The organism is Lactobacillus sp. B4005 (genome assembly GCF_026536045.1).
GTDB lineage: Bacteria > Bacillota > Bacilli > Lactobacillales > Lactobacillaceae > Lactobacillus > Lactobacillus panisapium.
Genome location: NZ_JAFNOZ010000002.1, coordinates 221813 through 239253, shown reverse-complemented (window position 1 = coordinate 239253; position 17441 = coordinate 221813). Strand labels below are relative to the sequence as shown.

At 36.5% G+C, this 17441-nt stretch carries 21 protein-coding genes; 16 read left to right on the top strand and 5 right to left on the bottom strand.

Features of this window, described 5'->3' with window-relative positions:
* Positions 1-117: 117 nt before the first annotated feature.
* The 7 genes from J3U73_RS05570 to scrK all read left to right on the top strand — a co-directional run bounded on the left by J3U73_RS05570 (position 118) and on the right by scrK (position 5430).
* A complete protein-coding gene (locus J3U73_RS05570; RefSeq protein WP_220220121.1) occupies positions 118-891 on the top strand; it encodes a PTS mannose/fructose/sorbose/N-acetylgalactosamine transporter subunit IIC in 774 nt (257 codons plus the stop codon).
* Entirely contained in the window at positions 884-1672 is a 789-nt protein-coding gene (locus J3U73_RS05565; RefSeq protein WP_220220120.1) for a PTS system mannose/fructose/sorbose family transporter subunit IID, read from the top strand. Before J3U73_RS05570 ends, J3U73_RS05565 begins: the two co-directional genes overlap by 8 nt.
* An 11-nt stretch (positions 1673-1683) precedes the next feature.
* Positions 1684-2172 (top strand): PTS system mannose/fructose/N-acetylgalactosamine-transporter subunit IIB, encoded by a 489-nt coding sequence (locus tag J3U73_RS05560; RefSeq protein WP_267409813.1) that lies wholly within the window; start codon positions 1684-1686, stop codon positions 2170-2172.
* Positions 2173-2193: 21 nt separating this feature from the next.
* The gene (locus tag J3U73_RS05555) at positions 2194-2604 is read left to right on the top strand and encodes a PTS sugar transporter subunit IIA (protein WP_220220118.1); all 411 of its coding nucleotides are present in this window, start codon (positions 2194-2196) and stop codon (positions 2602-2604) included.
* Between the two features lie 14 nt (positions 2605-2618).
* Complete coding sequence (locus tag J3U73_RS05550; protein ID WP_267409812.1) at positions 2619-4034, top strand: glycoside hydrolase family 32 protein; 1416 nt, start codon at positions 2619-2621, stop codon at positions 4032-4034.
* A gap of 13 nt (positions 4035-4047) precedes the next feature.
* On the top strand, positions 4048-4425 hold the full coding sequence (locus tag J3U73_RS05545) for a VOC family protein (protein WP_267409811.1): 378 nt from the start codon (positions 4048-4050) through the stop codon (positions 4423-4425).
* Between the two features lie 132 nt (positions 4426-4557).
* Complete coding sequence (gene scrK, locus J3U73_RS05540) at positions 4558-5430, top strand: fructokinase ScrK (protein WP_267392375.1); 873 nt, start codon at positions 4558-4560, stop codon at positions 5428-5430.
* Between the two features lie 549 nt (positions 5431-5979).
* Here scrK and J3U73_RS05535 read toward each other — a convergent pair.
* The 4 genes from J3U73_RS05535 to J3U73_RS05520 all read right to left on the bottom strand — a co-directional run bounded on the left by J3U73_RS05535 (position 5980) and on the right by J3U73_RS05520 (position 9099).
* A complete protein-coding gene (locus tag J3U73_RS05535; RefSeq protein ID WP_267392373.1) occupies positions 5980-6690 on the bottom strand; it encodes a GntR family transcriptional regulator in 711 nt (236 codons plus the stop codon).
* Positions 6691-7039: 349 nt separating this feature from the next.
* On the bottom strand, positions 7040-7849 hold the full coding sequence (locus J3U73_RS05530) for a PTS system mannose/fructose/sorbose family transporter subunit IID (RefSeq protein WP_220268452.1): 810 nt from the start codon (positions 7847-7849) through the stop codon (positions 7040-7042).
* A gap of 16 nt (positions 7850-7865) precedes the next feature.
* Positions 7866-8603, bottom strand: a complete 738-nt coding sequence (locus J3U73_RS05525) for a PTS mannose/fructose/sorbose/N-acetylgalactosamine transporter subunit IIC (protein ID WP_267409810.1) — start codon at positions 8601-8603, stop codon at positions 7866-7868.
* A gap of 37 nt (positions 8604-8640) precedes the next feature.
* Positions 8641-9099, bottom strand: a complete 459-nt coding sequence (locus tag J3U73_RS05520; protein WP_220268450.1) for a PTS sugar transporter subunit IIB — start codon at positions 9097-9099, stop codon at positions 8641-8643.
* 153 nt (positions 9100-9252) lie between these two features.
* Here J3U73_RS05520 and J3U73_RS05515 point away from each other — a divergent pair, with 153 nt between their 5' ends.
* The 7 genes from J3U73_RS05515 to J3U73_RS05485 all read left to right on the top strand — a co-directional run bounded on the left by J3U73_RS05515 (position 9253) and on the right by J3U73_RS05485 (position 14823).
* Positions 9253-10266 (top strand): SIS domain-containing protein, encoded by a 1014-nt coding sequence (locus J3U73_RS05515; protein WP_220268449.1) that lies wholly within the window; start codon positions 9253-9255, stop codon positions 10264-10266.
* A 145-nt stretch (positions 10267-10411) separates the two neighbouring features.
* Positions 10412-10831: a PTS sugar transporter subunit IIA gene (locus tag J3U73_RS05510; RefSeq protein WP_267392370.1), complete on the top strand. Its 420-nt coding sequence runs from the start codon at positions 10412-10414 to the stop codon at positions 10829-10831.
* Between the two features lie 10 nt (positions 10832-10841).
* A complete protein-coding gene (locus tag J3U73_RS05505) occupies positions 10842-11312 on the top strand; it encodes a PTS sugar transporter subunit IIB (RefSeq protein ID WP_267409809.1) in 471 nt (156 codons plus the stop codon).
* Positions 11313-11329: 17 nt separating this feature from the next.
* Positions 11330-12115 carry a PTS mannose/fructose/sorbose/N-acetylgalactosamine transporter subunit IIC gene (locus tag J3U73_RS05500; RefSeq protein ID WP_267409808.1) on the top strand — a complete coding sequence of 262 codons (786 nt, stop codon included), beginning with the start codon at positions 11330-11332 and terminating at the stop codon, positions 12113-12115.
* A complete protein-coding gene (locus J3U73_RS05495) occupies positions 12105-12932 on the top strand; it encodes a PTS system mannose/fructose/sorbose family transporter subunit IID (RefSeq protein ID WP_220268445.1) in 828 nt (275 codons plus the stop codon). Before J3U73_RS05500 ends, J3U73_RS05495 begins: the two co-directional genes overlap by 11 nt.
* Before the next feature lie 18 nt (positions 12933-12950).
* Positions 12951-13949: an SIS domain-containing protein gene (locus J3U73_RS05490; RefSeq protein WP_267409807.1), complete on the top strand. Its 999-nt coding sequence runs from the start codon at positions 12951-12953 to the stop codon at positions 13947-13949.
* A 10-nt stretch (positions 13950-13959) separates the two neighbouring features.
* Entirely contained in the window at positions 13960-14823 is an 864-nt protein-coding gene (locus tag J3U73_RS05485; protein ID WP_267409806.1) for a PfkB family carbohydrate kinase, read from the top strand.
* A 318-nt stretch (positions 14824-15141) separates the two neighbouring features.
* On the opposite strand, the gene J3U73_RS05480 is transcribed toward J3U73_RS05485, so the two are convergent.
* On the bottom strand, positions 15142-16557 hold the full coding sequence (locus tag J3U73_RS05480; RefSeq protein WP_267409805.1) for a C69 family dipeptidase: 1416 nt from the start codon (positions 16555-16557) through the stop codon (positions 15142-15144).
* A gap of 207 nt (positions 16558-16764) precedes the next feature.
* Here J3U73_RS05480 and J3U73_RS05475 point away from each other — a divergent pair, with 207 nt between their 5' ends.
* A complete protein-coding gene (locus J3U73_RS05475; RefSeq protein WP_267409804.1) occupies positions 16765-16980 on the top strand; it encodes a helix-turn-helix transcriptional regulator in 216 nt (71 codons plus the stop codon).
* Positions 16964-17437, top strand: coding sequence for a hypothetical protein (locus J3U73_RS05470; protein ID WP_267409803.1), 474 nt, complete (start codon positions 16964-16966; stop codon positions 17435-17437). Before J3U73_RS05475 ends, J3U73_RS05470 begins: the two co-directional genes overlap by 17 nt.
* The last annotated feature ends 4 nt before the right edge of the window (positions 17438-17441 follow it).

Here is a 17441-nt window from a genome sequence, read left to right as displayed (position 1 = left end):
GCTGATTAGCATGCTTTTTTCTTCCCAATCTTGGCATGGTATTTGCTAATAAAACGGTAGAGGGCAAATTAGTCCAAGTAAAAGATATTTGGACCATTATAAAAGAAGGAGAAGAAGATGCTATTACGTAACATTTTAGTCGTAATCTACGGCTTTATTATTAACTTCGATAAAGAAGGACCAAAATTAGGCATTTCGCAACCAGTTGTTGCTGGTTTTATCACTGGCCTAATTATGGGGGATGCTGAGACTGGGCTCTATATAGGTGGTACTTTGCAACTGATGACGCTAGGAATTACCAGTTTTGGGGGAGCTTCGGTACCTGATTACCAAACAGCCGCATTAATTGGAACATATCTAACGATTGCAACGCATCAAAAAGCCGCAATTGGGATTGCACTAGCGATTCCTATTGCACTATTAATTGTTCAAGTTGATGTTTTAAAATGGTCTGCCAATATTTTCTGTCAACAGCGGGCAGAAAAATTTGCGGAGCAAGAAAATTATCAAATGATTAATTGGATGCAATATTTGGCTACGTTATTTACAAGTTTTGTTTCAGGAATTCCGGTCTTATTAACTGTTATCTTGGGACCAAAGATTGTGGGCAGTTTTATAAATTATATTCCTGCTTGGTTATCAGGCGGTCTTAAAACCGCAGCCGGAATTTTACCAGCAGTCGGAATTGGCATGTTATTACAGTACCTGCCGACTAGAGATTATTTTTCATACATTATCTTTGGATTTGTACTGGCAATTTACCTCAAGATGCCAATTATTGGAATTTCATTAATTGGTTTTGCAATTGCCCTACTGTTATATCAAAACCAGACTAAAACTAGTGAAGGAACTACAAATGCTGTGAACGGAGGGGCAAACGAAGATGAGTAAAATGAAAAAGATATATCGCAAAGTGATGAATCGGTGGATTGTGTTTGGTGCAACTTCGCTAAATTATGAAAAATATGAAGGTTTGGGTTATACCTATGCCATGTTGCCTTTCATCGAAGAAAATTATCGTGATGACCCAGCTGGTAAAAAGACAGCCATTACCACACAACTACAGTTTTTTAATACTACTCCGTACACGGCACCATTTATTATGGGCGTTGATGTTGGAATGGAAGAAAATGGTAAAACGGCTTCACTTGAGGCAGTTAGTGCCTTAAAAACTGGGTTAATGGGACCGCTTGCCGGAATTGGTGACAGCTTATTTGTTACGATTCCATGGACAATCTTTGGTGCAATTGCCGCTAACATGGCCTTGCACGGTAATCCATTTGGCTGCATTTTGTGGATAATTGCGTCTATTTTAATTCGGCTAACTGCCTATCCGCTATTCACTGCTGGTTATCGCTCAGGAACCAAAATGCTTTCTTCAATCAATACAACGTTAAAAGCATTAACCAATGCCGCCTCTGTACTTGGCTTAATGGTAGTTGGAGCATTGGCTGCAACAATGGTTAAGGTCAATTTAGCCTTTACGTTTAAACAGGGTAAGTTAACGATGACTGGTAACAGTATTTTGGATCAAATAATGCCTGGATTGTTGCCAGCAGCAGTTGTTGGCGTAATTTACTATTTATTAGGAAAAAAGGTTAAACCAGTTTATGTGATTTTAATTGTATTAGTAGTATCAATCGCATTAAATGCGCTACATATTTTGGCATAGGAGAAAAAGTAATGACAGAGAAGATGGCAGGAATTATTCACGTAAGAATTGATGATCGAATGATTCACGGGCAGGTGGCTACGCAGTGGAGTGGTCGGCTTAACGCAACAAGAATAATGGTAATTAATGATGCAATTATGAATGACGACATGCGGAAAAGTGTTGTTCGTCTGGCTGCCCCGGCTAATGTTAGCACCTCAATTTTGGGTAGAGAAAAGGCGGTGTCGAATATTAAAAGTGGTCGTTATGAAGGGCAACGCGTATTGCTGATTTGTGTTTCACCAGTTGATGTGAATTACTTGCTTGATAACGACTTGCCTATCACAAAAGTAAACGTAGGCAACTTGGCGGCTCGCCCTGGAACAACCCGTATTAGGCCATCAATTAATGTTACTCAAGAAGAAATAACTGCCTTTAAGCAATTATTGGACCGTGGTGTGGAAGTAACGGTTATTCCGACACCACAGAGTCCAACAGTTTATTTAAAAGATTACCTTTAATATTAGAAGGATTATGATTTTATGTTCAATATTATTATTGCAACACATGGCCAATTAGCAGAAGAATTTTTAAATGTCTTACAATCGCTTTTTGGCCACTTAAACCAAATTGAAGCACTCGGTCTTAAAGATCAGGGAGTCGTTAGTTTTGGTAATAAGGTAGATCAGTTATTAGCGACAACAGCTAATCAGTCGGTACTTGTTTTATGCGATTTGGCTGGCGGAACCCCGTTTAATGAGTTTGCAAAAAGAAGCAATAAATACAGCAGTGACTTTTTCTTGTTTGGTGGCGTTAGCTTACCGGTTCTAATTGAAGCGTTAAACTTGCGGATGCAGAACCAGTCACTAGATCAAGTGGTTGAAAAGTTGCAACAATTAACTCCTCTAACCATGTTTAAAGCACAAGACAGAAAAAATGCAGAAGATGAATAAAGAAAGAATTTAATATGCAAAAAATATTTTATCAACCAGAAGGATATTGGTTTGGCGATTGCATGCCATTTTTTAATGAAAAAGACCAGACCTTTTACCTTTTTCACCAGCGTGATACTCGCAATCCTAAGCCGTTGACTGATCCATTTGGCTGGTCATTAGTTACGACAAAGGATTTTGTTAGTTATCAGGATCATGGTGAGGTTTTACCTAAAGGTAAACATGATGCTGCCGATCAGTTTATCTATGCTGGAAGTGTAACCCAAGGCAAAAATGAGCAAATTGCATTTTATACCGGACATAATCGCCAAGCAAAATTAGCTAAAAAGACTTCTGAAATTCTGATGTCAGCAACTAGTCAAGATTTACTTCATTGGCAAAAAGAAGGCAAGGAAACTAGCTTGGCTCCGCAAAAAGGCTATGATCATAATGATTGGCGCGATCCAGTTATTGTTTATTCAAAGCAGCGCCAGTGTTATGTTCTTGTGTTAGGTGCACGACTGCCGGGAGATAAAAAGAAGCCAACAGGGCGCCTGGTTTATTTTGAATCAGAAGATTTACATCATTGGCATTTTAAGGGTGACTTTTGGGTACCGAATGAGTTTAACATGATTGAAATGCCAGACTTATTTGAACTTGATCATACCTGGTACCTAATTTTTTCTGAATATTCTGAAGATAAACGGACCAAATATCGCGTTAGTGATGGGTTATTCAATCAATGGCATTCCCTTAGTGATGAATTTTTTGATGGCAAAGCCTATTATGCCGCAAGAACGGTCGGTAACAATCAAGTCGGGCGCTTTTTAACCGGTTGGGTAGCAACTAAAGAAAATGAGCAGGACTTAGGTAATTGGGATTGGGGTGGTGCATTTGTGCCTCACCAGATTATTCAACGGCCTGATAAGACTTTAGGAGTAGATCTTCCAGAAACAATTACTGCTAATTTTGCTGAAAGTCGACCACTGCCTCAAATCAGGCTTAGTTGTAATGATGGGAAAAAGGAAGAAACCATAATTAAAAATCTTCCCGACCAATTTTTACTTGAAGCCCAAATTACGGTTTTACAAGATACTAAGTCTTTTGGCGTCAAAGCATATGTTAATGAAGAAACTAGAGCAGGCTACCAATACCAGGCATATGGACCAGAAAATATACTTAAATTTACTTGTACGCCTAACTATCCTTGGCCCTCATATTTTGCCACTGGCTTAGAGAGACCACTTCCCCTAATTAAAGGTAAGACATATGACCTGAAGCTGATTGTAGATGACAGTATTATTATTTTATATATTAATAATGTGGCGTTGAGTGCTCGGATGTATAATAAGCTTGGTCGAGAGTTAAGCTTTTTTGTCACAGAAGGTCAGATTTTAGTTTCAAAAATAAAATATTATCAGGATTGGCAAGAAGCAAATACGAGAAAATAAATTGAGGTAAAAAATGATTTTTAATGGTTTACAGCATATTGGTGTTCCAACGAAAAAGTTTGAACAAAGCAAGAAATTTTATCAGTCATTAGGATTTAAGTTAGTGAATACCGAAGATAATAATGGTAGCCAAGTCGGTTTTTATCAATTAGGTTCTTTAATGATTGAAAGCTGGGAATCGCCAGCAGAAGCTCCGGAAAAAGTTGGGGCGATTAATCATATTGCTTTAGATACGGACGATATTGCTGCAGCATTTGCGCAAGTGCAAAAGTTAGATGTTGAATTTGTTAAGAACGGCATCCAAAGCTTGCCGTATTGGGAAAATGGTATTAAATATTTTAATTTTTATGGTCCAAATAAAGAAATCTTTGAAGTCTGTCAGCGATTGTAATAAATAGTGCTTAATAACAGTGATTAATATTAATTTTTAGTGGACATTTAGTAAAAGCTATCGAGTTATTATGCTTTTCGCTGTACACTTAATTAAGTAAAGATATTCAATTAAAATTGAAAGGAAAACTAAATGTTATTAGGATCAATTGAAGCTGGCGGTACTAAATTCGTGTGTGCGGTCGGCAATGAAAATTATCAGATTAAAGATGAAACTACCTTTCCGACCACAACGCCTTCCGAAACTTTGCAGAAGACGGTTGATTACTTTAAAAAATTTCCGGTAGATGCGATCGGAATTGCATCATTTGGTCCGATTGAAGTCCGCAAGACTGCGCCCAATTATGGCTTTATTACTGATACACCCAAGGCTGGGTGGAGCAATACTGACTTTGTCGGTTTCTTGCAAAAGTCCCTCAAGGTACCAATGTATTTCACAACTGATGTTAATGGTTCTGCTTACGGTGAATATGTGATGTCATTGTTGTCAAACGATGACATTGATTCACTGGTCTACTACACCATTGGAACGGGTGTCGGTGGTGGTGCCATTATTAATGGCAAACTTGTTGGCTCTTTAGGCCATCCCGAAATGGGTCACGTTAAATTAAAGCGTCATCCAGATGATCTAGCTTTTGCAGGCGTTTGCCCGTTTCACCAAGATTGCTTAGAAGGTTTAGTATCAGGTCCCACATTTGAAGCACGACTGAACAAGCCAGGAAAGGATGTCCCGTTATCTGACCCTGTTTGGGATATTATGAGCTATTACGTTGCGCAAGCTGCTCTTCAAGTAACACTGATTTTGCGCCCTGACAAAATTGTTTTTGGCGGCGGGGTAACCAGTGAAGCATTCTTGCAAAAGGTTCGGCGTGACTTTGCTAAGTTACTGAATAACTACGTTCATGTTCCTAAACTTGAAGAGTACATTGTTTTGCCAGCAATTGATAATAATGGTTCAGCAACAGTTGGCGATTTCGCTCTAGCCAAGCGGCTATTAAGAGAATAATTTAGAGTAACATTTAAAGGCTTGAGTTTCTTACTCGAGCCTTTTTTGCTTGGAAAAGTAAAGACTTATTGAAGCCGATCTTCCGTGGCAAATCTAAGATTGCAAAAAAAAACCACTAGCTATTCTGAAGAATTTATCAATCCCTTTGAATACTTTTATGCCTTGACTTTGAAGCTATTTTTAATGAAAAATCGACTAAGGATAATGTCATTTATCCCTTAGCAAAAAAGATTAAGAGTGGGCCAGAGTATCAATTTGCGAGCTCTTTTTAACACTATTGTTAGGTGATCATTTTGGCGAAAGTGGTGACGGTGATGAATTAATTAAGAAGTCTGGCTTCACCGTAGTTAACCTGGTTCAAACTTACTTAAAGATTTGCGAAAAAACAGATTGATGTTAACAATGCATAGATGACAATATAAAAAATAAGCTGCAGAGTTCATGTAAAAATGAATTCCGCAGCTTATTTTGTTTTTCAGTGAGTTTCAGTTGAAATTAAAAAGATTAATTTTGGCTTTTTATTAAGGAAGCTTTACATCAACTATCTTGCTAGCAAACAGTACTTTCAAATTTTACCTTGTAAGCAGGATATCTGGATACCTCGTATTCAAAGGGAATATTTTTACTCGTATAGCCGATGCTTGTGAATTTTAGAATAGGTTCATTTTTCGAAATGTCCAAGTAAAGGTGGTCTAAAGATGTTACTTTAACAACCTCAATTGTTCGTTTAGCTTTAGACAATTGAAGCCCGTTTTCTTTAAGGACAGTGAAAAGTGATTTTTTACTAAAGTCTTCCTTAACTAGCTCATTATCAAATTTTAGAGGAATATATGATGTAGCAATGCACATCGGTTTTTCTTTAATGTACCTAACTCGTGAAAGAACGAAAATAGGATCGCCTTTTTGTAAATTAAGTTTTTTAGCCACATCTTCATCGGCATATTCAACCGACTGTTGCAAAACCTTGGAAGAAGTGGGCTTTTGCTGATGCTCAGCATCTTCATAAAATCCAATGAATGTGCTTAATTCGTGATCAATATATTTATCAGTGGTAGTAGACTTTTGGTTAATAACATACCCACGGCCATAGTTTTTGGTAATTAATCCGTCCTGTTCAAGCGAAGTTAGTGCTTTTCGAATAGTTGGTCGGCTGACTTGAAACTGTTCCGATAAGCTACGTTCTGCTGGAATTAGTTCAGATTGGCTTGCTTTTTTGATATATTGATCAAATATTTTTTCTTTAACTTCTTTATATATCATTAATGAATCCACCTAATTTGAGCGAAAATAGTCAATATTTTGTACTAGTAGATTTTAGATTAATCTAGTATGCAGTTTTAAATCTTAAATTTGCTGATAATTAAGTATTAAGTGTACGATTAATTGACCTCTGTATCAAGTTTAAACTGCATTAGTAAGAATAGGCAAATTTTCAAACTTAGCCGGATAGAAAAATTTGATTTTTACCAAACTTCTTTATTTAAAGTATAAAACAAAGTGGCGAAATTCAAAAACTGCTGGTCAAAAACAGCAGTTTGATATTTTTATTTAAAGTTATTTATAAGAGAAAAGCAAAACTTCTTTTTAATACCATTAATTGCCATTAGTACTATCTTAAAATATTTAAATAAACACCAGCAATTGCCAATATAAATATTCCTAGAATTAAATAAATGACTTTAACTTTTTTATTTAAAAGGTAATACATTAAAAACGTTAGTCCTAAAGGTAATAATCCAGGAAAAATGTCGTTTAGAATGTTTTGTACGTTGATTGTACCACTAGCAGTTTTCCAAATTGCCGCTATTTTGAAATTGACCAGTGAAGAAGTCATTGAGCCAATTGACATAAGTCCAACAATTGATGCTGCTAAGGTGAATTTCTCAAGATAATTTCCTTCAAAAGCTTTTTCCATTGCCTTGACGCCAGTATTATAACCTAATCGAATACCGCCGTAGCGTCCGATAAAGTGAAGAGTGGTATAAATTAAAAAGTAAAGAATTGGTCCAAGAATATTTCCTTGCGCCGCTAATGACATCCCAATGCCAGCAGCAATGATTCTAAATGTTCCCCAGTATAATGTATCGCCGATTCCGGCAACTGGTCCCATTAATGCCGCTTTTAGAGACGAAATTGCCTCAACATCGAAGTTAGGTTCTTGCGCATTTTCTTCTTCTAAGGCTAATGACATTCCCATAATAAAGGTGGCAATGTGTGGGGTAGTGTTGAATAAAGCGGTGTTTCTTAAAGCAGATTCATAAAGTTTATCTTCTTGACCGGAATAAATTTTCTTTAATGCAGGAAGAATAGAAAAAGTATATCCCATTCCTTGCATATCTGTGTAAGACTCCGAACCTTGTAATGCAAATGAGCGCCAGAAAACACGATTTAAATCTTTAGTTGATAATTTTTGAGTCATTTTTTCTCCTTTCCGGTTATTCTTTTATCTTGTTTTGAGTTGAATTTTGAACGATTAAAAGAGCAAATAATAATGCCAATACCGAGACACCAATAACTGGCATTTTTAAATATGAAGTTAAGATAAAACCAATGAAAAAGTATGGTGCAATTTTTTTATTAATCATCATCTGAATTAGCATGGCAAAACCAACAGCGGGAAGTAGTCCTGCAGCCACAGAAAAAGAAGTCATTAGTTTAGTTGGTAATAATGAAATTAATGACTGGGCAGCTGTAGTTCCTAGCTGTAAAACTAAAAATGTAAGTATTCCCGATGGTAATCTTAGAATGAGTGGAAAAAATTGCCATCTTTGCATACTTGCTAAATGATGTTTTTTAATTGCATCACGACCTTTTTTGATTGTATAAGAATTAAGCGTAAAGGCTAGCATATTCAAACCTTGTGCGGCTACTGCAAAAGGCATGGCCAATGTAACTGCAACATTTGTACTGGCTCCACTTTGAATTGCCAATGCTGTTGCAATTGTACTAGCTACTCCTACGTCTGGTGGTAAAGCTGCACCAATTGTCACAATTCCGATAAACATTGCCTCAAGTGCCGCACCAATTAAAGTTCCCTTTTGCAAGTCTCCTAAGATAAGTCCAACTATCGGCCCAATAATGATAGGGCGATTCATCATTGACGCACCTAAATAACGTTCATCAAGCTGAGAAATATAAGCGACCAGCGCTATTAAGGTATTTTGTATTATCATTTTCTCGTTTCCTTTCAAAAAATGTAAAACGACTAAATTAATAAGAAGTCATTTTGGATGTTGGGGTACCCTGAATGTAAATTTTAAAGCCCTTTTTTTTAATTGAAGCTAGGGCCTTTTTTTCTGCGTCATCGACATATATTGCATCAGCAATTTTTTCCTTATCGGGACCACTTTTTAAGTTTCCTAAATTTACCTTGAGCTGGTTATCAATTTCTGGAGAATCCAATATCTTTTTGGCTTCAATTGGATTACCTACTACTACCATTACTTTTTGCTCTTTTAACCTTTGGTAAGTTTGACTGAAGTCCACTGGATCGATTATTTTGGCATCAACTCCTGAAGGCTTGGCCAATAAGAGAGCCATTTTTTGCAATTTATCATTAGCTGCACGTGAATCAACAGCTAGGATCACATCAGCTTGGGCAATTCTAGACCAGGCCATTGCAACTTGACCATGAATAAGCCGATCGTCAATTCTAAATAAAGTAATCATTATGTTCTACTCCTTCCAAATATATGTAATCGCTTACTAGAATAATATTACCTTTGGTAAAATAAAATGTCAAATAAATATTGACACTTTGTAATAAACAGTGTTAATGTTAAATCATAAAATATAACCAAAGGTAATTTTTAGGAGGTAAAAATGTTTAATTTTGATGAACAAAGATTTTTGGATACGCAAAAAGGAGCAATAAATAAAAAAGATAGTATCAATCAAATAATTGATACAGTTCTTCCAGACACGGATAATATTTTCTTTATTGGCTCAGGTGGAGTGGGTATTTTGTTTGATTCAACTATTGAATTTGCCCGCACTAGAAGTAATTTCCCATTCCATAGGATCTTAGCTGCTGAATTTATTGCGGCACCAAGTAAAATGTTTTCGCGGAACTCTTTAGTTGTTATACCTTCTTTATCTGGAACAACTAAAGAAACTTTAGAGCTAGTTGATTTTTGTCGAAAGCAAAATGTTAAAACCTTGGCTTTGGTGGGTAGCCCTGAAACACCGCTTGAGCAAAAAGCAACCTATTCCGTTTATAACGATGTTTTAGATGATACTAGTTCTGAAAGCTATTACTTACAGGGAATATTGATTGTTTTACGAGTAATGCTTAAAAAGGGCGAAATAACACAAGCAAAATATGACTCATATTTGAACGAATTCAAGAAGCTTCCACAAGAATTAATAAAGGTAAAGAAGCAGGCCGAACCAATGGCCCAGAAATTTGCCGACAAATTCCAAGATACTAATTACCATATTATTACAGGTGCTGGGGACAGTTTCACAGAGGCTTACTATTATGGCATGTGTATTTTGGAAGAAATGCAGTGGATTAAAACTAGACCAGTTCAAGCAGCAGACTTTTTCCATGGAACATTGGAACTGGTTGAAAAGGGTGTAAGTGTGCTTGTTCTTGAAGGAGAAGACTATTCAAGACCAATAGTTGAAAGAGTCAAGCGCTTTTTACCGCAAGTTACAGATACAATTACAATTTTTGATACAAAAGACTACCAAATGGATATTTCTCCAGAAACTAAAAAGATTATCTCACCAATTGTTTTAGCTACAATTTTAGAACGAGTAAGTGCATATCTTTCGGATAAGCGAAAGCATCCACTCACTGTTAGACGTTATTACAAACGAATCCCGTATTAAAATCAGATAAATTCCGGTTTTAAGCAATTAGCTGATTAACTAATTGCTTAAATAAATCTTCAAAATAGCGATACCACTTAATAGTTGCACTTTTTGCAATGATTATTAAGAAAAAGAATTTAAAAAGAAGGAGTACAGGTAGAAGATGAAAATCTTATGTATGAGTCACGGAACGATGGCACAAGGTGTTGTCCAATCAGCAAAAATGATTGTTGGTGATGTTCAATTTCTTGAATACATTAATGCTTATGTTGATCAAGAAACAAATATTGATCACCAAATAAAAACGTTTTTAAAGCAAAATAACAACCAAACTATCATCGTTTGCACCGATCTTTTTGGTGGGAGTGTAAATAACTGCTGGATGAAATATTTGGACAGTGAAAAAAATCTTTATTTAATTGCTGGTTTGTCTTTGCCACTAATCATTGAATTAGTTTTGAAAATTGAACAAAAATCAGGTGAGAATATCAATGATATCATTACTAGTTCAATTAAAAATGCCAAAAAGAGCTTGACGTTTTGTAACAAACTAGATTTTCACCTGACACACGAAGAGTTTTGAGGAGATTGAAATGATTGTTGCAATGAGAGTCGATCATCGTCTTGTGCATGGTCAAGTAGCTTTTTCATGGGTCACGGCAATTAATGCAAACTGTATTTTAGCTGCTAATGACGATGCGGCTCACAATGAAATACAAATGACGGCCTTACAGTTAGCCGCCCCACAAGGAGTAAAAGTTGTTGTAAAAACTATAGCTGAATCAATCCAACAAATAAATTCAGGAGTGACGAACAAATATCGACTTTTAATAGTTGTCAAAAATGTGCAAGATGCTTGGCACCTGATTTCTGAATGTAAGCAAATAAAAGAGCTTAATGTTGCTGGCACTAATAAAACTGATAACTCGGAGCAGGTTACTTCAGCCGTCTATTTGACTGCAAAAGATAAGCAGGAATTAAAGATGCTTTCTGCTAGTGGCGTAAGAGTTTTCTCACAAATGGTACCTAGTGATAAAAGCATTGATTTGATTAAGAAATTATAAAATGAAGGAAGTCAAATATGAATATTCTTACACAAGCAGTATTACTTGCTGTGGTTACGGCAATTATTCCAGTTGATTGGCTAACTGGCACAAGTAATATTTCGAGACCGCTTGTAACAGGGGCTTTAACCGGACTAGTTATGGGCGATTTAAAAACTGGAATAATAATGGGGGCAACAATTGAGTTGGCATTTATAGGTGCAATTACAATTGGTGCTTCAAGACCGCCCGATGTAATTGCTGGAGGTGTTTTAGGTACTGCTTTTGCAATTTCTACTGGTAAGGGAGCAGGTTTTGCAATTACTTTAGCCTTCCCAGTTGCAGCCCTTTATTTAATTATTGATAATTTACTGACAATTTTAGTTTTGCCTATTTTTTTAAAAAAAGGCGATGAATATGCTAAACAAGGTGATTCTAGGCACTTAAATCGAATGAATATTTATGGCTTTATTACAGTAAAGAGTTTACCAAGGGCTATTTTTGTTGGCTTAGCTTTTTACTTAGGTGGACCGGTTATGACCAATTTATTGAATTTAATACCAGACTTTGTGCAAAATGGTATTAATGTTGCAGCTGGAATTATGCCTGCATTAGGCTTTGCACTATTGCTACAAATGATTTTGAAAAAGAATGTTGCAATTTACTTTGTGCTTGGGTTTGCTCTTTACAGCTATCTAAAGATTCCTATTTTAGGCATTTCGATTTTCGCATTTTGTTTGATGTACATTATTCTACATTTAGAAACAAGAATTGATCATAGCCAGACTAAAATTAATAAGGGAGGAAACGATAATGAGTTCTGAAGAGGCAAATAAGGCAATTACCAGATCTGATTTAAAAGGCATCTTTTGGCGTTCACTGACTTTGGAGGCATCATGGAATTTTGAACGTCAGCAGAATATGGCTTATAGCTATTCTATGAATAAGGTACTCAATAAGCTTTATCCTGAAAAAAAACAACGTAGTGAAGCATTAAAAAGACATATGGCATTTTTTAATTGTTCACCCCCACTTTCTACCATTGTCATGGGGATAACGGCAGCGATGGAGGAAGAGAATGCTAACCATCCAGATGATTTTGATCCTGAATCAATTAATAATGTCAAAGCGGCACTAATGGGACCATTATCTGGCATCGGTGATTCCTTCTTTTGGGGGACATTGAGAATTTTAGCCACTGGTTTAGGAACGTCTTTTGCTCTGAAAGGCAGTGTTTTAGGACCAATCTTATTTTTACTTGTCTACAATATTCCTGCCTTAATTGTTCGCTGGTTTGGCTTAGTTAAGGGCTATGATTTAGGAGCTTCAATGTTGAAAAATGCTCAATCTACTGGTCTACTTAAGAAATTTTCTTACGGTGCTTCAATTTTAGGCTTGATGGTCATTGGTGGCATGTCTGCCAGTATGGTAACAATAACTGTTGCTGGTAAATTGGGTCAAGGTAATGATGCACAAACTTGGAATAGTATGATTAACGGTATTTTACCAAATTTATTGCCGTTAGCCTGTGTCTTATTTATTTATTGGCTGCTTAAAAAGAAGGTTTCAACAATTGCCATTCTGACAGGGATATTTGTATTTGGCATTTTAATGGCTTATTTAGGCATTTTAAAACCTTAAATATGGAAAGGAAAACTAATGATAAAATTTGATGCTGAAAAATTCATTCGTGAGGGTGAAAAAGTTTATAATTTACGTGACAAAATTGAAGCAATTGCCATCAAGCTTTTTAATGATGGCATAAAAAATATTTTCTTTACCGCCTCAGGTGGATCTAATGCTATTATGCAACCCTTTTATTATTGGATGGAAAGCAAATCTAATATCCCAAGCTACTTAACGACAGCTGCTGATTTGTTAGCTTCGGGTAATAAAAAGATCCAAAAGGATAGTCTAGTTGTTTTACTTTCAAAATCTGGTGATACAAAGGAAACAGTTGCAATTGCTAAAAAGATGGAGAAATTGGGAATTAGAACTGTCTCTTTTGTAAATAAAGATAATACTCCATTACAAAGACATTCAACATACACTATTAATACTTTCGGATACCATCCACAAGAAATGGCATTTTACTTCTTTATTGGAAAAATAATGGCAGAAAAAGGTGAATTTTTAGAATATGATAATTTTGCTAAGGAGCTTAAATATTTGCCTGCGGACATGAATGACGTTGCAAAACAAGTTGATGAACAAGCTAAACAATTCGCTGAACGTTATCAAAATGCAGATTATCAAATTTGGGTTGGCTCTGGTGACTTATGGGGGACAACTTATTGTTATTCAATGTGCGTATTAGAGGAATCGCAGTGGCTGAGGACTAAATCAGTCAGTTCACCTGAATTCTTTCATGGTACCTTTGAATTAGTGGAGAAAAATGTCCCAGTGATTTTACTCGAATCTGAAGGTAATACCCGTCCTTTAGACGAACGAGTTGCTGCTTTTGCTAAGAAATATACTAACGAATTTACTGTATTTGACATGAAAAGCTTTCCATTAACCCATATTTCAAAACAATTCAGGGCATTGGTGGAACCAGCCGTGATGTGGGCGGCTTTGCGCCGAGTAAGTATTCATCTTGAAAAAATTAGAAATCATCCACTGACTAAAAGACGTTATTACCGCGTTGTTGAATATTAAGGTTAAACTTATGCCAAAAAAATATGTTGTAGGCCTAGGAGACAATGTGGTCGATTACTATCAAAATCAAAATATTAAATATCCTGGAGGAAATGCAGTAAATTTTGCAGTATTTGCTCCTAAGGAACTAGTTAAAGCTTATTATGTTGGCAGTGTAGCTGATGATCAAGATGGCGATTTAATCCTTGCAAGTCTAAAAAAGCACCAAGTTGATACTACTTTTTGCAATCGAATTGATGGTAAAACAGAAAAAACGATTGTCAATCTAGTTGATGGTGATCGCCAATTTGTAAGCAGCGTTAAGGGACCACGTAAATTACCAGAATTAACCGAGCAAAAATTGGCTAAACTTTTAACCTCGGCCTTAGTTGTCTACAGTGCTTGTCATGCCAATGCTGAAAAAGAATTAGGACAAATTCACCGACACGGAATCACAACTGCTTTTGATTTTTCAGAAATGGCTAAATACCATACTAATGAATATTTAGGAAGAGTAGCAAAGAATGTTGACATAGCACAGTTTTCTTTGGCCGAAGCCCAAGCTACTGAAGTAACAAGAATTCTGCACCTCTGTAAGGAACAAAAAACAAAGTTAGTTTTATTTACTAATGGCGCTAAGCCCTCATTGTTGTTTGACTGTCAAAATAACCGAAAATATATTGGAAATGTAATACCTATCTCACATCCGGTTGACACAATGGGAGCTGGTGACACTTTCTTTGCTAATTTAGTGACTTATTTACTTACTGAGAATAGTTGCCTTCGGAATCTTTCTGAACAGACTTGCCAAAGAGCCCTGAATAAGGCTGCTATTGCGGCAGCTAAAACCATTAAGCAACCAGGCTCATTTGGCTGTGGTGCAAGAATCCACTAATGTCATAAAATTATTCTTCAAAGTTGGGTAAAACTAGATACACGATATTATTTTTTTGGTGATATCGTGTATTTTTGCTTTAGTTTATTAGATAAAAAAGAGAACTTATTTAGCAGCTGTGGAAAAACGAATTGATCTTTCCTCCATAATAGACTGCACTAAAAACTGATAGTTAGATTTTTGATGAAAGCCTTGATAAATATGTATTAGTAACTATGTTAATTGAAGAAATGGAAAAGTAAAAAACGCTCTTTAACGGTTAGGTAACCGTTAGAGAGCGTTTTGTTTTTCAGTGAGTATCAGTTTTAATTAAAAAGATTAATCCAATAAATCAAACTTCAACGTAGCTAAGTTGTGTCCTTCGTTAACCATGTTGCCGAGCAATTCAATTGTGTTGTTGTATACTTGATCGGCCATCTTTTGGTTAGCTTCGGTTAGAGCTTCTTCGACTGCTTTACCTGAAAGACCAGCAACTTTTTTATCAGTTTCATGTTGAATGAAGTGGCATTGAGCTAATGATTTTTGCTCAAAATCATTTTCTAATTCGCCATAAACTTTAAAGTTAGTGTCACCAAGTTGAGCAGTCAGCTTGTTTAACCAGAAAATCTTGTTCAAGTCAAACTTAGGACCGGTTTGGAAGCTAGCTGGTGTGTCATTAACGTTGGTGTAGAATGGGACAAAACTGTTAAAGGTATTTGGACCAAAGCAAAGCCATTGCACACCGGCAATTTCTTCTGGCACGTCGTTTCTAACTTGTAAAATATGTGTTTCAAAGTTACGGTTCAAGGCAATTGGCCGGTAAGTTTTCTTTTGTTCAGGGGTACCTTGGTCGCCATATGGATCAAATGGGGTATCTTGGTAGTGTGAACTTTCAACAAAGCAAATGTCCTCGATACTGATCTTGCGGTTAGCATGGCAAATGAATGGTTGATCTTGATCACTAGGCTTGCCGCCAAATTCAGGATCAAAATAATTGTGAACAAACCAAGCACGTGGATTGTTGTAATGTGCGTCCTTGATGGTAGAACTACCAAAAATGTGGCGCATGTTGTAGCCTTCACGGTCAGGGTTTAAATGGTACTCGTCAATTAGACCCTCGAGTTTGTGATCAGCCATAAAACCGTCTTGACCAAAATGGAATTCATCAATGTTCAAGCGGTTAGGAGCAACAACATATGCATCATCAGGAATCCGGCGAGCAATCCAGTGGTGGCCACCAATTGTTTCAAGGTACCAAATTTCATCGTGATCAGCAAAAGCCATCCCGTTCATTTCATAGGTACCATATTTTTCTAGCAAGTAGCCGACACGCTTAACACCGTCAAGTGCGCTATGGATATAAGGTAAGGTTAGGGTAACAAAATCTTCTTCGCCCAGTCCGCCTTCATTAACTAGTGGATCAATTCCCTGAATGCGGGAATTGGTTGTAATTGTTTCAGTTGCGGTCATCGCAATGTTATCGGAGTTGATTCCGGCTGCTGCCCAAATACCACTTTCACCAGAAACATCCGGTGCGCTGGTATAACGCATAGGAGCTTCAGCTAAATCCTCATCATCAATTTTTTGGTGACTGATAACACTTTCATAGTGCTTAGGTTGTTTTTCAGGAGTAACTAGTTCGAAGCCCTCAGGGATAATTTCGCGTCCGCCATCTTCACTTCTGGCAATCATTGCTGAGCCATCAATTGAAGCATTTTTACCGACAAGAATTGTCGTACATTCAGCTTTTTTCATTTAATCTGTCCTTTCAAATTTACTTAACCTATATTGTATTAAAAAAAGTAGTGAGTTGGCAAAGAAATACGTAATCTTAAGCCTAAATTATTCATTCACCATACTTGGTTTAAATTTTCTTATCAAAAGGCTGCTTTACTTACTTGCTAATTGATGTCAAACATGTTTTACTAAAAGTGTCAAATAAGTTTGACAAGGAGAAGAAACGTGAAAAATAAAATTGCCAAGCTGCGCAAACAGCAGCGCTATTCACAGGCCCAACTTGCGCAGGCAGCAAATGTAACTCGGCAAACGATTAATGCAATTGAAAATGATAAGTATGATCCGTCCCTAGGTTTGGCCTTTAAACTGGCTAAGATTTTAGACGTGACGGTCGATGAATTGTTTTGTCCGGGAGAAAAAGAAAATGAAAAAGATGATTAACACAAAAAAGAACATTATTGTAAGTGCTGCAATCGAAACTTTCGTTTTGGCTTTATTTGTTTTGGAGGCCTGCTTAAGTAATATCTCTATTTCTGACCAATTAGTGATGATTGTGCTCTTTAGTTTATGCTTGATCATTTTAAGCATGAGACAGGCAAAGTACAAAATCAAACAGGTAAAAATTCTAGATTGGAAAAGCGACAGTTATCCGATTGACATGTCTCATAATGATGAGCGTGAATGGAGCTTGATGCTGCGCGCGCATTATATCGCTAATCGGATGACTGCAGTATTACTGGTTGTGCTATTAGCTCTATTAACGGTGATTAATAAATTGCCTTCACAAAAAATTGTTCTGCCTTTTTCGGCTAATGTCTTAGGTATTCTGCTAATTACAATCACGATCTTAGTTAATGAGTGGGCTTATGCCTTTGCTTATTGCTATATGGACCGCTAACAGT

Excerpts from the sequence above, each read along its gene's own strand:
- J3U73_RS05520 (WP_220268450.1), bottom strand. The coding sequence starts at position 9,099 with ATGATTACTTTATTTAGAATTGACGATCGGCTTATTCATGGTCAAGTT.
- J3U73_RS05485 (WP_267409806.1), top strand. The coding sequence starts at position 13,960 with ATGCCAAAAAAATATGTTGTAGGCCTAGGAGACAATGTGGTCGATTAC.
- J3U73_RS05495 (WP_220268445.1), top strand. The coding sequence starts at position 12,105 with ATGAGTTCTGAAGAGGCAAATAAGGCAATTACCAGATCTGATTTAAAA.
- J3U73_RS05555 (WP_220220118.1), top strand. The coding sequence starts at position 2,194 with ATGTTCAATATTATTATTGCAACACATGGCCAATTAGCAGAAGAATTT.
- scrK (WP_267392375.1), top strand. The coding sequence starts at position 4,558 with ATGTTATTAGGATCAATTGAAGCTGGCGGTACTAAATTCGTGTGTGCG.
- J3U73_RS05480 (WP_267409805.1), bottom strand. The coding sequence starts at position 16,557 with ATGAAAAAAGCTGAATGTACGACAATTCTTGTCGGTAAAAATGCTTCA.
- J3U73_RS05570 (WP_220220121.1), top strand. The coding sequence starts at position 118 with ATGCTATTACGTAACATTTTAGTCGTAATCTACGGCTTTATTATTAAC.
- J3U73_RS05490 (WP_267409807.1), top strand. The coding sequence starts at position 12,951 with ATGATAAAATTTGATGCTGAAAAATTCATTCGTGAGGGTGAAAAAGTT.
- J3U73_RS05500 (WP_267409808.1), top strand. The coding sequence starts at position 11,330 with ATGAATATTCTTACACAAGCAGTATTACTTGCTGTGGTTACGGCAATT.
- J3U73_RS05515 (WP_220268449.1), top strand. The coding sequence starts at position 9,253 with ATGTTTAATTTTGATGAACAAAGATTTTTGGATACGCAAAAAGGAGCA.
- J3U73_RS05560 (WP_267409813.1), top strand. The coding sequence starts at position 1,684 with ATGACAGAGAAGATGGCAGGAATTATTCACGTAAGAATTGATGATCGA.
- J3U73_RS05470 (WP_267409803.1), top strand. The coding sequence starts at position 16,964 with ATGAAAAAGATGATTAACACAAAAAAGAACATTATTGTAAGTGCTGCA.
- J3U73_RS05535 (WP_267392373.1), bottom strand. The coding sequence starts at position 6,690 with ATGATATATAAAGAAGTTAAAGAAAAAATATTTGATCAATATATCAAA.
- J3U73_RS05525 (WP_267409810.1), bottom strand. The coding sequence starts at position 8,603 with ATGATAATACAAAATACCTTAATAGCGCTGGTCGCTTATATTTCTCAG.
- J3U73_RS05565 (WP_220220120.1), top strand. The coding sequence starts at position 884 with ATGAGTAAAATGAAAAAGATATATCGCAAAGTGATGAATCGGTGGATT.
- J3U73_RS05530 (WP_220268452.1), bottom strand. The coding sequence starts at position 7,849 with ATGACTCAAAAATTATCAACTAAAGATTTAAATCGTGTTTTCTGGCGC.
- J3U73_RS05505 (WP_267409809.1), top strand. The coding sequence starts at position 10,842 with ATGATTGTTGCAATGAGAGTCGATCATCGTCTTGTGCATGGTCAAGTA.
- J3U73_RS05510 (WP_267392370.1), top strand. The coding sequence starts at position 10,412 with ATGAAAATCTTATGTATGAGTCACGGAACGATGGCACAAGGTGTTGTC.
- J3U73_RS05545 (WP_267409811.1), top strand. The coding sequence starts at position 4,048 with ATGATTTTTAATGGTTTACAGCATATTGGTGTTCCAACGAAAAAGTTT.
- J3U73_RS05550 (WP_267409812.1), top strand. The coding sequence starts at position 2,619 with ATGCAAAAAATATTTTATCAACCAGAAGGATATTGGTTTGGCGATTGC.